Annotated in this window: 12 protein-coding genes; 6 read left to right on the forward strand and 6 right to left on the reverse strand. The window is 65.8% G+C overall.

Features of this window, described 5'->3' with window-relative positions; all coding sequences use genetic code 11:
• Nucleotides 1-78: 78 nt before the first annotated feature.
• Nucleotides 79-861 (forward strand): IclR family transcriptional regulator, encoded by a 783-nt coding sequence (locus ACTDXD_RS10170; RefSeq protein WP_440126915.1) that lies wholly within the window; start codon nucleotides 79-81, stop codon nucleotides 859-861.
• Nucleotides 862-1,001: 140 nt separating this feature from the next.
• On the opposite strand, the gene ACTDXD_RS10175 is transcribed toward ACTDXD_RS10170, so the two are convergent.
• From ACTDXD_RS10175 to ACTDXD_RS10195, 5 genes are read right to left on the reverse strand one after another with little or no spacing between them, the layout of a single operon-like run.
• Nucleotides 1,002-1,820, reverse strand: coding sequence for an HpcH/HpaI aldolase/citrate lyase family protein (locus ACTDXD_RS10175; protein ID WP_440126916.1), 819 nt, complete (start codon nucleotides 1,818-1,820; stop codon nucleotides 1,002-1,004).
• Complete coding sequence (locus ACTDXD_RS10180) at nucleotides 1,817-2,299, reverse strand: MaoC family dehydratase (protein ID WP_440126917.1); 483 nt, start codon at nucleotides 2,297-2,299, stop codon at nucleotides 1,817-1,819. The genes ACTDXD_RS10175 and ACTDXD_RS10180 overlap by 4 nt, the downstream gene beginning before the upstream one ends.
• Nucleotides 2,296-3,468: an acyl-CoA dehydrogenase family protein gene (locus ACTDXD_RS10185; protein WP_440126918.1), complete on the reverse strand. Its 1,173-nt coding sequence runs from the start codon at nucleotides 3,466-3,468 to the stop codon at nucleotides 2,296-2,298. Before ACTDXD_RS10185 ends, ACTDXD_RS10180 begins: the two co-directional genes overlap by 4 nt.
• The gene (locus ACTDXD_RS10190) at nucleotides 3,465-5,468 is read right to left on the reverse strand and encodes an acetyl/propionyl/methylcrotonyl-CoA carboxylase subunit alpha (protein WP_440126919.1); all 2,004 of its coding nucleotides are present in this window, start codon (nucleotides 5,466-5,468) and stop codon (nucleotides 3,465-3,467) included. Before ACTDXD_RS10190 ends, ACTDXD_RS10185 begins: the two co-directional genes overlap by 4 nt.
• A 5-nt stretch (nucleotides 5,469-5,473) precedes the next feature.
• Complete coding sequence (locus ACTDXD_RS10195) at nucleotides 5,474-7,042, reverse strand: carboxyl transferase domain-containing protein (protein ID WP_440127604.1); 1,569 nt, start codon at nucleotides 7,040-7,042, stop codon at nucleotides 5,474-5,476.
• Nucleotides 7,043-7,176: 134 nt separating this feature from the next.
• Between ACTDXD_RS10195 and ACTDXD_RS10200 the strand changes: the two genes are divergently transcribed.
• The 5 genes from ACTDXD_RS10200 (at nucleotide 7,177) to ACTDXD_RS10220 (ending at nucleotide 12,650) form a co-directional block, all read left to right on the forward strand.
• On the forward strand, nucleotides 7,177-7,797 hold the full coding sequence (locus ACTDXD_RS10200; protein ID WP_440126920.1) for an SACE_7040 family transcriptional regulator: 621 nt from the start codon (nucleotides 7,177-7,179) through the stop codon (nucleotides 7,795-7,797).
• Between the two features lie 34 nt (nucleotides 7,798-7,831).
• On the forward strand, nucleotides 7,832-8,602 hold the full coding sequence (locus ACTDXD_RS10205; protein ID WP_440126921.1) for a thioesterase family protein: 771 nt from the start codon (nucleotides 7,832-7,834) through the stop codon (nucleotides 8,600-8,602).
• A gap of 911 nt (nucleotides 8,603-9,513) precedes the next feature.
• Nucleotides 9,514-10,407 (forward strand): AAA family ATPase, encoded by an 894-nt coding sequence (locus tag ACTDXD_RS10210; protein WP_440126922.1) that lies wholly within the window; start codon nucleotides 9,514-9,516, stop codon nucleotides 10,405-10,407.
• Nucleotides 10,408-10,411: 4 nt separating this feature from the next.
• Nucleotides 10,412-11,515 carry a vWA domain-containing protein gene (locus ACTDXD_RS10215; RefSeq protein ID WP_440126923.1) on the forward strand — a complete coding sequence of 368 codons (1,104 nt, stop codon included), beginning with the start codon at nucleotides 10,412-10,414 and terminating at the stop codon, nucleotides 11,513-11,515.
• Nucleotides 11,508-12,650, forward strand: coding sequence for an XdhC family protein (locus ACTDXD_RS10220; RefSeq protein ID WP_440126924.1), 1,143 nt, complete (start codon nucleotides 11,508-11,510; stop codon nucleotides 12,648-12,650). The genes ACTDXD_RS10215 and ACTDXD_RS10220 overlap by 8 nt, the downstream gene beginning before the upstream one ends.
• A 64-nt stretch (nucleotides 12,651-12,714) precedes the next feature.
• Here ACTDXD_RS10220 and ACTDXD_RS10225 read toward each other — a convergent pair whose 3' ends face one another.
• A complete protein-coding gene (locus ACTDXD_RS10225) occupies nucleotides 12,715-13,527 on the reverse strand; it encodes a mycofactocin-coupled SDR family oxidoreductase (protein ID WP_440126925.1) in 813 nt (270 codons plus the stop codon).
• Nucleotides 13,528-13,540: the final 13 nt, after the last annotated feature.

The following is a 13,540-nucleotide window of genomic DNA, read 5'->3' on the forward strand; positions in this document are numbered from 1 at the left end:
CAGGGCGTTCCGATCGATTGGTCGCTCAACGAACACACACATCGCATGTGTCCACCCAGTGGACGTATCGTGAAGACCATGGCGTCGGGTGCACACGGACAAATGGTCGGCAGAGTTGCCGTGCTCTTACGGGCAGTCGCCGCGCATGAGCCCGACGGGGTCTCCACGTCCGACCTCGCGCGCGAGACCGAACTGGCCCGGCCCACCGTTCACCGAATCCTGGCCACCCTCACCGACGAAGGACTGATAGACCGGCATCGCGACAACGGCAGATGGACCTTGGGACCGGAGCTGTACCTTCTCGGCTCGCTCGCGGCCGCTCGGTACGACATCACCGGGCTCGCCGGGAACATCCTGCGTGACCTTGCTCGCGACACCGGCGAAAGTGCGTTTCTGTCGGCTCGGCGCGGCGACGAGACCGTGTGCCTGGCCGTCGAGGAAGGCAGTTTTCCGCTGCGCTCGCACGTGCTGCACGTCGGGATCCGGTTTCCGCTGGGGGTGGCGTCGGCAGGACTCGCAATCCTGGCGCATCTACCCGATCGCGATGTGGAGGAGTACCTGTCGAGAACCGATCTGGCTGCGGATTGGGGACCCGACCACGCGAGGGGCGACATCGAGGAACGTGTCGCCGCTACCCGCCTGGCCGGATACTCCGTCAATCCGGCTCTCATCGTCGAAGGCAGCTGGGGCATGGGTGCCGCCGTGTTCGATCAGCGAGAAGCCCCGGTGTGGGTGCTGAGCATCACCGGAGTGGAGAGCCGCTTCCGCGAAGACCGACGGCCCGAGCTGGGAAGCGCGCTCCTGAATCACGCCCATCGGCTCACCCAACTCCTCCAGCGCAGGCCGCAACGAGGATCCTGATCGGATCACACCCGCGCCGGTCGCTTCGAGCTGATACCGGGAACGCGGCACCTCGCGAACTTCGATGCCCCGGATGCATTCACCGGGGCCATCCGTCGATTCGCCCGCGAGTTGCCCGCTTCCCCACGCTGTGCGCCCGGTCAGGGATTGCTCTGCGCCGCTCGCTGCACGAGACGTTCGGCGTGTTTGAGCACAGGACCGTCGACCATCTTGCCCTCGAAATCGAAGACCCCGCGTTCGTTCTCGGCCGCGGCGAGGACCCGTCGCGCCCAGTCGGCTTCCTCCGGCGTCGGAGCGAACGCACGGCGGATCACTTCGATCTGGCCTGGATGGATCGCGACCTTGATGTCGAACCCGACTGCGACGGTGTCGAGGGTTTCCTCGTACAGCCCATCGGTGTCCTTGATGTCGAGGTACACCGAGTCCAGTGCCCAGCACGCATGGCCTTTCGCCGCAAGCAGCGACACCGACCGCGCGTGCTGCGCGACGGCCCGGTAGGTGCCGTCGGCTCGGCGGCTCGAGTTGCCCCCGAGTCCCGCGACGAGGTCCTCGGCGCCCCACATGACGCCGATCGTGTTGTCTGCCTTCGCGATCTCTTCGACCGCGAGCACACCGAGCGGCGACTCTATCAGTGCGACCACCTCGAGCAGCGCGAGCGAGCGCACTTCGTCGGCGCTTTCGCATTTCGGGAGCATCACACGCGTGTAGGACGTGCGACGTAGCGCTTCGAGGTCGAGCTCATGATCGGCGGTGCCCACCGGGTTGACCCGCACGACCGTCCGTTCCGGATCGAGTGGCGTCGCGACGAGCGCGTCGCGTGCTGCCTGCTTGTCGCCGGCCGACACCGCGTCTTCGAGGTCGATGATGACGACGTCGGACCGGTCTGCGGCCTTGGCGTAGCGTTCGGGCCGATCAGCAGGTACGAACAGCCATGCGGGACCGGGCAATTGCCATGTCATGAGGTCGGCCTCTTCTGTACGAGTGTCTTGCGGACCGCGATGCCGACGACGTCGCCGTGCTGATTTCGACCGGTGTGTTCGAGCGTGACGATGCCTTCGCCGGGACGGCTCTTCGACTCACGCTTGTCGAGGATCTTCGTCTCGACGTAGAGGGTGTCGCCGTGGAACAACGGCTTCGGGAACGACACTTCGGAGAATCCGAGATTCGCGACGATCGTGCCCTGGGTGAGCTGCGCGACGGACAGACCGATCATCGTGGACAGCGTGAACATCGAGTTCACCAGCCGCTCACCGAAGCTCGTCCCTGCCGCGTACGCGGCGTCGAGGTGCAGGGCCTGCGTGTTCATCGTCTGTGTCGTGAACAGCGTGTTGTCGGCCTCGGTGATGGTGCGGCCGGGCCGGTGCTCGTAGATCGCGCCGAGTTCGTATTCTTCGAACCATAGGCCACGCTGCGTAATTCGCTTTTCGTTATCGCTCACAGTCCCAGCCCCCGTGCGACGAGCATGAGTTGCACCTCGGTGGTGCCCTCACCGATTTCCAGGATCTTGCTGTCGCGGTAGTGCCGCGCGACAGCGTATTCGTTCATGAACCCGTAGCCACCGTGGATCTGCGTTGCGTCTCGCGCGTTGTCCATAGCCGCCTCGGAGGCAACGAGTTTCGCGATCGACGCCTGCTTCTTGAACGGCTTTCCGGCGAGCATGGCTGCCGCGGCATCGTAGTAAGCGGTACGGGCAGTATGAGCCCGCGCTTCCATCCGCGCGATCTTGAATGCGATGGCCTGGTTTTTGCCGATCGCGGTGCCGAACGCTTCGCGCTCCTTGGCGTACTTGATCGATTCGTCGACGCAACCCTGTGCAGCGCCGACCGACAGCGCTGCGATCGCGATGCGTCCCTCGTCGAGGATGCGCAGGAAGTTCGCGTATCCGCGGCCGCGTTGCCCGAGAAGATTCGCTTCAGGGACACGCACGTCCGCGAAGGTCAGCGGGTGCGTGTCGGAGGCGTTCCAGCCGACCTTGTTGTAGGCGGGTTCCGCGGTGAATCCAGGAGTATCGGCGGGTACGAGGATCGTCGAGATCTCCTTCTTCCCGTTCGCGTCGACACCGGTAACGGCGGTGACCGTGACGAGAGAGGTGATGTCGGTGCCCGAGTTGGTGATGAACTGCTTGTTGCCGTTGATCACCCAGTGCCCGTCTTCGAGCTTCGCGGTGGTCTTGGTGCCGCCCGCATCGCTACCTGCGCCGGGCTCGGTCAGGCCGAACGCGGCGAGGTTGCGGCCACTCGTGAGCTGCGGCAGCCACTCCTGCTTCTGCTCCTCGCTTCCGAAGCGGTAGACCGGCATCGCACCGAGCGACACACCTGCCTCGAGGGTGATGGCGACCGACTGATCGACCTTGCCGAGTTCCTCGAGGGCGAGACAGAGGGCGAAATAGTCGCCGCCCATTCCGCCGTACTCCTCGGGGAACGGCAGGCCGAACAGTCCCATGTCGGCCATTCCCTGCACCACTTCGTACGGGAACGAGTGTTCGGCGTCGTGTTTGGCGGCAACAGGTGCGACGACGGTGCGCGCGAAGTCGGCGACCGACTTCCTCAGCTGTTCGTATTCGTCGGGGAGCTGGCCGGTGGCCAGGTACGTCGGTGACTCGCTCATGCCTCTTCCTTCGTGTCTGCGGGCGGTGTGATGCGTGCGAGAATCTGATCGACCTTGACCTGTTCGCCTGCGGCAGCGAACAGCTCGACAACACCGTCGATCGGGGCGGTCAGTGCGTGCTCCATCTTCATGGCTTCGACGATCGCGATCGTCTGACCCGCGGTGACCTCGACACCTGTCTCGACAGGGACGGCGATGACGGCACCCGGCATCGGGCTGGTGATGTCGGCGTCGCCGGTGTGGGCGTCGTCTCCCCGCACGCTGGCCTCTCGGACCTCACGGACCGCGACGGCACCGCGATCGTCGGCGAGCCAGATCGCGTCGTCGACCTCCGCGACCCGGAACACGTGGCGGCGACCGTTGAGCACGACAGCAAGAACCGAGCCGTCGAGAAATGCGGACAGCGAGTATTCGCTGCCGTCTTCAACATTCGCGGTGCCTGCAGACGGGGTTCCGGTGAGTCGCACGTGCGCGGTGCGGTCACCGGACGCGAGCCGGTAACTGGTGGGCAGGTGCATGCCCATACGCCATCCGTCGGGAACGTCCCACGGGTCGGAGGTGTCGTCGGGCCAGTGCTGCAGCCAGCGGAGCACCGCCGCGGCGACGAGCGCGGCATCGGAAGTCTCCGGCGCCGTGTAGTCGCCGAGACGGCGGTCGAGCAGGCCGGTGTCGAGTGCACCGGCCACCACCTCGGGGTCGGCGAGCAGGAACCGCGCGAAGTCGATGTTGGTGACCACACCGAGCACCGCCGTGTCGGCGAGCGCGCGGTCGAGGCGTCGTAGCGCCCCGGCGCGGTCGTCGGCGTGTGCGATGACCTTGGCGAGCATCGGGTCGTAGTCGCTGCCGACGACGGTGCCCGGCTGCAGACCGGAGTCGACGCGCACCCCGGGCCCGGACGCTTCGACCACGTCGGCGACGGTGCCGCCGGTGGGCAGGAACCCGCGACCGGGATCCTCCGCGTAGACACGGGCTTCGATGGCGTGCCCCGTGAGTGTGATGTCGTCCTGCGTGAAACCGAGGGGTTCGCCCGCGGCGATGCGCACCTGCCATTCGACGAGGTCGAGGCCCGTGACCATCTCGGTGACGGGATGCTCGACCTGCAGCCGGGTGTTCATCTCCATGAAGAAGAACTCGTCGGGTTTCTCGGCCGAGACGATGAACTCCACGGTGCCCGCGCCGGTGTAGTCGACGCTGCGCGCGGTGTTGCAGGCTGCTTCACCGATGCGCGCGCGGGTGGCCTCGTCGAGCAGCGGCGACGGCGCTTCCTCGATTACCTTCTGGTGGCGACGCTGCAGGCTGCATTCGCGTTCGCCGAGGTGGACGACGTTGCCGTGCGAGTCGGCGAGGATCTGCACCTCGATGTGGCGCGGGCGCAGGACGAATCGTTCGAGGAAGAGTGTGTTGTCGCCGAACGACGATGCGGCCTCGCGCCGCGCTGAAGCCAGGGCGTCGGGGAGGTCGGCGGGGTCGTGCACCAGCCGCATGCCCTTACCGCCACCGCCTGCCGACGGCTTGACCAGCACCGGATAGCCGACTTCGGCGGCGCCGGCGATCAAGTCCTCGTCGGTCAGGCCCGGTCGCGAGATACCCGGGACGACAGGGACTCCGAACTCCGAGACCGCGGCCTTCGCGGTGATTTTGTCGCCCATGGTCTCGATCGCGTGTGCCGACGGCCCGAGGAAGGCGATACCTGCCGTGGAGCACGCGGAAGCGAAAGCCGAGTTCTCCGACAAGAATCCGTAGCCGGGGTGGATGGCCTGCGCACCGGTTTCGACTGCCGCGGCGATGACCTTGTCGATCACCAGATAGCTCTCACGGGCCGCCGCGGGCCCGAGGAGTACAGCGGTGTCGGCTTCGCGCACGTGCCTGGCGTCGCGGTCGGCCTCACTGAACACGGCGACGGAGCGGATGCCCATCGACCGCAGCGTGCGAATGACGCGGACGGCGATCTCTCCGCGGTTGGCTACCAGTACTGTATCGATGCGTTTCGTGTCACTCATCTCGCTCACATCCGGAAGACGCCGTAGGAGACCGGCTCGAGCGGCGCGTTCGCGCACGTCGAGAGTGCCAGTCCGAGAACTTTTCTGGTGTCGGCGGGGTCGATGATGCCGTCGTCCCACAACCGAGCGGTGGAATAGTAGGGATTGCCCTGGTCTTCGTACTGTGCTCGGATCGGCGCCTTGAACGCTTCTTCGTCGTCGGCCGACCACGGCTTGCCCGACGCGTCGAGCTGGTCGGAGCGCACGGTCGCGAGAACGGATGCGGCCTGCTCGCCGCCCATCACCGAGATGCGGGCATTGGGCCACATCCACAGGAAGCGAGGCGAATACGCGCGCCCGCACATCGAGTAGTTGCCCGCTCCGTAGGATCCGCCGATGACGACCGTGAGCTTGGGGACGCGGGCGCATGCGACGGCGGTGACCATCTTCGCGCCGTGCTTGGCGATACCTGCGGCCTCGTAGTCGCGGCCGACCATGAACCCGGAGATGTTCTGCAAGAACAGCAGCGGGACGGAGCGCTTGTCGCACAACTCGATGAAATGTGCGCCCTTGAGCGCAGATTCACCGAAGAGCACACCGTTGTTGGCGATGATGCCGACGGGGTGGCCGTGGATGCGCGCGAATCCGGTGACCAGGGTCTTGCCGTATTCGGCCTTGAACTCGTGGAACGAGGAGCCGTCGACCACGCGGGAGATGACCTCGCGCACGTCGTACGGGGTGCGCGAATCGGTGGGGACCACGTCGTAGAGTTCGGCCGGGTCGGCGTCGGGTTCGGCAGTCGGTGCGACGTCCCACGGGCGCGGGGTGCGCGGTCCGAGCGTGGAAACGATGTTGCGCACGATCCGCAGTGCGTCGCGGTCGTCCTCGGCGAGGTGGTCGGTGACACCGGACACCTTCGAATGCAGGTCGCCGCCACCGAGTTCCTCGGCTGTGACGACCTCGCCGGTCGCGGCCTTCACCAGCGGTGGGCCGCCCAGGAAGATGGTGCCCTGATTGCGGACGATCACGGCCTCGTCGCTCATCGCGGGCACGTAGGCGCCGCCCGCGGTACACGAACCGAGGACGGCAGCGATCTGCGGGATCCCCTGCGCGCTCATCGTCGCCTGGTTGTAGAAGATACGGCCGAAATGCTCGCGGTCGGGGAAGACCTCGTCCTGCCTGGGCAGGAACGCGCCACCGGAGTCGACGAGATAGATACAGGGCAGGTTGTTCTGCAGCGCCACTTCCTGCGCGCGCAGGTGCTTCTTGACGGTGATCGGGTAGTAGGTGCCGCCCTTGACGGTGGCGTCGTTCGCGACGATCACGCACTCACGACCGGCGACGCGGCCGATGCCGGTGATGACCCCTGCGCCGGGGCACTCGTCGTCGTACATGCCGTTCGCGGCGAGCGGGGACAGCTCGAGGAACGGGCTTCCGGTGTCGAGAAGCTCGTCGACGCGGTCGCGGGGGAGCAGCTTTCCTCGCGCGGCGTGGCGTTCGCGGGATTTTTCACTTCCCCCGAGAGAAGCGACAGCAAGCTTGCCCCGGAGGTCTGCGACCAACTGTTCATGCTGGTCACGGCTGGTTTTGGAGATCGCGTGAGCGGTTGTCACCGGTACCGTCCTCGGTAGATTGACCTAATCACCATTAACTGAAAAACTAGGTTAGTTACCATTAACCGAGTTGTCCATACCCAATGTCTCCTGATCAGACGAGCGGAGTGCCGGCCATGAACAAGGCTGTCGATATGGAGTCCGCCGCGCTCACACCACGGTCGCAGGCCAAGGCCGAGCGCAGGCGGCAACTGCTCGTCGCCGCAGCGCGCCTGATCGCCGAGCGCGGCTTCACCGGCGTACGCCTCGAAGACCTCGGTGCGGCCGTCGGGATCAGTGGGCCCGCCGTCTACCGGCACTTCCCCAACAAAGACGCGCTGCTCGTCGAGATCCTCGTCGACATCAGCCGGCGCCTGTTCGCCGGCGGCACCGCGGTAGAGGAGAACACCTCCGACCCGCACAAGGCGCTGGAGGGGCTCGTCGACTTCCACCTCGACTTCGCACTGGGAGAACAGGACCTCATCCGCGTCCAGGATCGCGAACTGCACTCACTCACCGAAGAGGGGCGACGCCAGGTCCGCACGCTGCAGCGCCGCTACGTCGAAATCTGGGTGGGTGTGCTGTGCCGTATCCATCCGGCCCTTGCCGAATCGGACGCCCGCACCATGGCGCACGCCACCTTCGGACTCATCAACTCCACCCCCCACAGCGCCGATCCGCGCTCACCGCACAGCACCCGCACCGTGCTGCGAAGGATGGCACTCGCAGCACTCGACTCCACTCGGGTGGAGAAGTAGGACCGAGCAGTCCGGAAAGGCAAGGAAACCGATCATGAGCTACTTCGAACGCACCGGGGAGCACTCCTTCCGCGCAACCGAGCATGTGGGTGGCGCATGGAACACCGCGGAACAGCACATCGCACCCGCCTTCGGGCTGCTCGCGCACGTCGTCGAATGCGACCGCGACGCACGGCGCGACGACGGCCTGGTGATCGGCCGCCTCTCCTACGACATCCTCGGGGTCCTTCCGATCGGCGACATGGATGCCGAGGTGACGGTGCTGCGTCCGGGCCGCACCATCGAACTCGTCGAGGCCGTACTCAGCCACGGCGGGCGTGCCGCTGTGCGACTGCGGGCGTGGCTCATGGCTCCGGGTGCCACCGACGCACTCGAAGGCACATCGCTACCTCGGATCGCCTCGCCGGACGAGATGAAACCCTGGGATGCCTCGCAGGTATGGCCGGGCGGGTTCATCGAATCCGCTGAAGTCCGGCGCGATCAGGTAGAGCCTGGACGCGCCTCGTTCTGGGTACGCTCCCCGATTCCGCTGCTCGCCGACGAGGAGGTCAGCGACCTCGCCCACGCTGTCCGGCTCTTCGACATCTCCAACGGCATGACCGTGCGCGCCGACCCGAAGGCCGTTGCCTTCCCCAACCTCGATCTGACCGCCCATCTGTTCAGGCAGCCTCAGGGTGACTGGGTCGGCTTCGACACCACCGTCTCGTACGGGGCCGACGGCATCGGCCTCACCAGCAGCGTCCTGCACGACACCGCTGGACCGCTCGGCACGATGTCGCAGATCCTCACGGTGCGACCAAATTGAACCAATGGGTACAAGCATTTCGACACCGTGTCGGTCTTGAGAACGCATTGCTCCAGAGTTGGAGCTACCCGAACGACCCCCCCTGAGCAGAACCTGTATCAATCCCTGGCCAGCCAGGTGACGGTTCAGGCTCGGGCCTGGGAGGAGCTTCTTCAACTAGTAGGTTGACCCGGAATCCGATGCTCCGAGATTCTGCGGGATAGAACGAGTCAACCCACCCCATACCGCCCAGTGCGTATTGTCCTACCGAGCAATCGACACGGAATTCAGCAGAAAAGGTCGCACGCTTTGGTCCGGAAAAACTCATGTACGCAAACGAAGGAGGGAACGAAACTGCATAGGTAGCGGTCCCAGAATCGCTCGTGACCTCCACACCGACCGGTGTTGTTACGTAAGCGTCCACATCAGGACTCCACGCTGTGACGCGAGATGATCCGGGGAGCAACGACAGGCACGCAGGCTGACTTGACGAGATCTGCGAAGCCCAGCCGGTAGCGTTCGCCTCAGCTGAAACGAATGTGCTCACTGTCAGAACGTCACCCTCGAAAACTGACTCCGACTCGACATCGACGCCCCCGATCAACATTTCTCCGTTTGGCGCTCTGAAGCCCGCGCTGGTCTCTGCAGCTGCCGCACCTGCGGCCCATACACCAATCAAGACAGCCGTGCACCCGATGAGAACTGATCGACCACCCACCACACACCTCCGATAACGGGACGCGCCTTTGCGTTGTGCTTTGCACTCATGTCGAAACCTATTGCAATTGCAAGCTTTCGATACCGAATTTCGGGTAGTGGAACCAAAGTTGGCAAATTCCGATAGTCAATGACACACTGTTCTCCACGATGCGCGGCGCAGTCCCGACGTGTAGTCCTGTCGGCTAGCAAGATGTAGTTCTAAGCTCACCACCATGACAGGCACTGCGATACAGATCCACTCGCCGGACGATCTGGCGGATTCCCTCGAATCGACCGGTTACCTCGCCGACGAGGGTGTCGCGATGTCGGCGTTCCTCGCGCTCCGCATGGGCAGGCCCCTGTTCTGCGAAGGAGAACCCGGCACGGGAAAGACCTCGCTGGCCGTCGCACTTGCCGAAGCACTGGGCCTGCCGTTGATCCGGCTGCAGTGCCACGAGGGCATCGACGCCTCACAAGCACTGTACGACTGGGATTTCCCCCGGCAGCTGCTGCACCTGCGCACGATCGAAGCCGCAAGCGATGGAAGTTTCGACGCCGACACCGCCGAACGCTCCCTCTACACCGAACGATTCCTGCTCGCCCGCCCGCTCCTGCAGGCACTCACCGACGCCCCGTGCGTGCTGCTCGTCGACGAGATCGACCGCGCCGACGACGAGTTCGAAGCCTTCCTGCTGCAGATTCTCGACGAGAACTCCGTGACGATCCCCGAACTCGGCGAGATCCGGGCAAGCGTTCCGCCCCTCGTCGTACTCACGTCCAACCGCACCCGTGAGGTGCACGACGCACTCAAACGACGCTGCCTCTACCACTGGGTCGAACACCCCGGCCTCGATCGCGAGATCGGAATCCTGCGCAGGCGTCTGCCCGGAATCGATGCGGCACTCGCTGAACAGATCGCCCGCGCCGTCCACGCTCTCCGCGACGCGGATCTGCTCAAACCCCCGGGTGTCGCCGAATCCCTCGACTGGGCACGGGCGCTGATCGAACTCGACCGCGACGTGCTCGACACCGCGACCGCTGCCGCAACCCTCGGCGCTGTCCTGAAGTATCGCGAAGACCTCGAACGGGTCGCGCGCGCCGGTCTCGACCGACTCCTGGCAGGCTGAACACGTGGGCGACGGTGCGCTCGTCGGCGTTGCAGGGTTCGCGCGAGCCCTCGAAGAGGCCGGTCTCCCGGTCACACTCGACTCCACGCACGCTTACGTTCGCGCCCTGCGTGAAGTGGATGCGAGCGACCCCGCGCACGTGTACTGGACGGGTCGCGCGACCCTCTGCCGCGACCCCGACGACATTCCCCGCTACGACCTCGCGTTCGAAGCCTGGTTCGGCGGCGACCTGCCCGTCATCTCCCGCACCACCGGACAGCAGCAGCGCACCGCCACGGTTGCCGCGCTCACCTCACCGAGTGGATCCGACAGCGAAGGCGACGACTCGCCACGACTCCAGGTTGCCGCCGACGACACCGAGATCCTGCGGCACCGCGACATCGCCGAACTCACCCCCGCCGAACGTGCCCACCTCGACGAGATGCTCACGCTGCTGAAACCCCGCCCCCCGAGACGACCCGCAGCGCGTCTGCAGCCGTCACGACGCGGCACCGTCGACCCCCGGCGCACCCTGCGTGCCATGCTCGCTGCGGGCGGCGAGACAGTACGGCCTGCCCGGCACCGTCGCGCGACCCGTCCACGCCGAGTGGTACTGCTCATCGACGTGTCCGGCTCCATGAGCCCCTACGCCGACGCGCTCCTGCGTTTCGCGCACGTCGTCACCCGCAGCAACCCTGCTGTCACCGAAGTGTTCTCCCTCGGCACACGCATGACCCGCCTGTCGCGTGCGCTGCGCACCCGCGATCCTGAACGCGCGCTGGCTGCGGCATCGAGCACCGTTCCGGACTGGGCGGGTGGCACACGTCTCGGCGACACGTTGCGTGCGTTCCTCGATCGTTGGGGCCGGCGGGGCATCGCTCGGGGCGCTGTCGTCGTCATCTTCTCCGACGGCTGGGAACGCGGCGACACGTCTCTGCTCGCCGAACAGATGGCACAACTGCGCCGGCTCGCCCACGCCGTACTCTGGGTCAACCCCCATGCGGGCGCTGACGGCTACGAACCCATCCAGTCCGGGATCTCGGCCGCACTCCCGCACCTCGACCGACTGCTCGCCGGGCACAGCCTTGCGACGTTGGAGGAACTGCTGAAGGAGGTCCACCGTGCGTGATGTTCTCGACGAACTCGAGCGCCGCTACCGTGCAGGAGAAACCGTCGCACTGGGCACCGTCGTCTCGACGTTCCGGTCCGCGCCACGCGAAGCAGGCGCGTCGATGCTCGTCGCGGGCGACGGCACCGTCACGGGCAGCGTGTCCGGCGGATGCGTCGAGGGTGCGGTCTACGAACTGGGCCGGGAGGTCATCGGTGACGGCAACGCCGTCCTACAGAGATACGGAGTCTCCGACGACGACGCATTCGCTGTCGGCCTGACCTGCGGCGGCATCATCGATGTCTTCGTCGAACGCATCGATCCCGCCGAGTTCACCGCGCTCGGTGATGTCATCGATTCGATCCACGCGGGCGAGCCCGTCGCGATCGCCACCGTCACCGAACATCCCGACCCTGCCGTGGTCGGGCGCCGCATGACAGTGTGGCCGGACCGGACGGACGGCGAACTCCCATCTGCCCGCATGACTGACGCGATCACCGACGACGCGCGCGGCCTGCTCGATGTGGGCCGTTCCGGAACCCTGCACTACGGTCCCGACGGCCAGCGGCGCGGCGAAGGAATGTCCGTGTTCGTCAATGCTTTCCAACCGCGGCCCCGTCTGCTCGTGTTCGGCGCGATCGATTTCGCCGCCGCGATGGCCACGCTCGGTGCCTTTCTCGGCTATCGGGTGACAGTGTGCGACGCGCGCGGTGTGTTCGCGACCCCCGCACGTTTCCCCTCGGCCGACGAGGTGGTCGTCGACTGGCCGCACCGCTATCTCGCCGCCGAACACGAAGCGGGCCGGGTCGACAAGCGCACGGTGATCGCGGTGCTCACCCACGACCCGAAGTTCGACGTACCGCTTCTCGAAGTGGCGCTACGAATCGATGTCGCCTATGTGGGAGCGATGGGCTCACGCCGCACGCACGACGACAGGCTCGCCCGCCTGCGCGAGATCGGTATCACCGAAGACGAGATCGCCAAGCTGAGTTCGCCGATCGGCCTCGATCTCGGTGCTCGCACCCCCGAGGAGACCGCGGTGTCGATCGGCGCCGAGATCATTGCCCTCCGCTGGGGCGGGCGGGGGGAGCGTCTCGCGAACCGGGAGGGGCCGATCCACGCACACGAGGAGTTGTCGCCGCACCCGCCCCACTGATGGCCGAAGGTGACGTTCATACAGTCGAAATGACCGAAGGTGACATTCGGCCTACAGCCCCTGCTCAGAAGTACTGAGCGCCGCCGTCGATCGCAAGACTCTGGGCGGTGACGAATGCGGATTCGTCGGAGGCCAGGAACGCGACCATGTTCGAGATCTCGTCGGCCTCCGCCATGTACTTGTTCAGGAACGGCATGGTCATGCCGCCGAGGCGCGGATTGGACTCCGCGGTCTGTGCGATGCGTTCACGCATGCTTCCCGATCCCATCGGAGTGTTCACCGCACCGGGATGGATGCTGTTGACGCGGATGTCGTGCTGCCCGAGTTCTGCCGCGAAAGCGCGGGCCATGCCGACGAGCGCGTGCTTGCTGGTGGTGTAGTGCACCATGAACGGCTGCAGCTTCACACCGGCCAGTGAGCTGGTGATGACGATCGACCCGCCACCGCGGGTGATGAGGTGCGGCGCGGTCGCGGTGATCGTGTTCCAGACACCGGTGACGTTGATGTCGAGGGTGTCGCGGAAACTCGCGGGCGTGACCTCGTCCCACGTCTGCGGAATACAGATACCGGCGTTGGCGACCACCACATCGAGACCACCGAACTGCGCGACCCCCTCCTCGACCACCGCTTTCATACCGTCGAGATCGCGGACGTCGCACTGCTTCAGGTACGCCTTCGCGCCTTCCGCCTCGACGAGCCGCCGCGTTTCCTCCAAGTCGTCGAGGGTGGCGGAATCGTAGGGGACGCCGGGCAGCGGACCCGCGAGATCGATTCCGACGATCTGCGCGCCTTCACGAGCCAGCCGTACGGCGTGGGCGCGGCCCTGGCCACGGGCAACTCCGGTGATGAACGCGATCTTGTTGTCGAGCCGGGCCATGTCCATTTCCTCT

Source organism: Rhodococcus sp. SJ-3 (assembly GCF_051918125.1).
Classification (GTDB): domain Bacteria; phylum Actinomycetota; class Actinomycetes; order Mycobacteriales; family Mycobacteriaceae; genus Rhodococcus.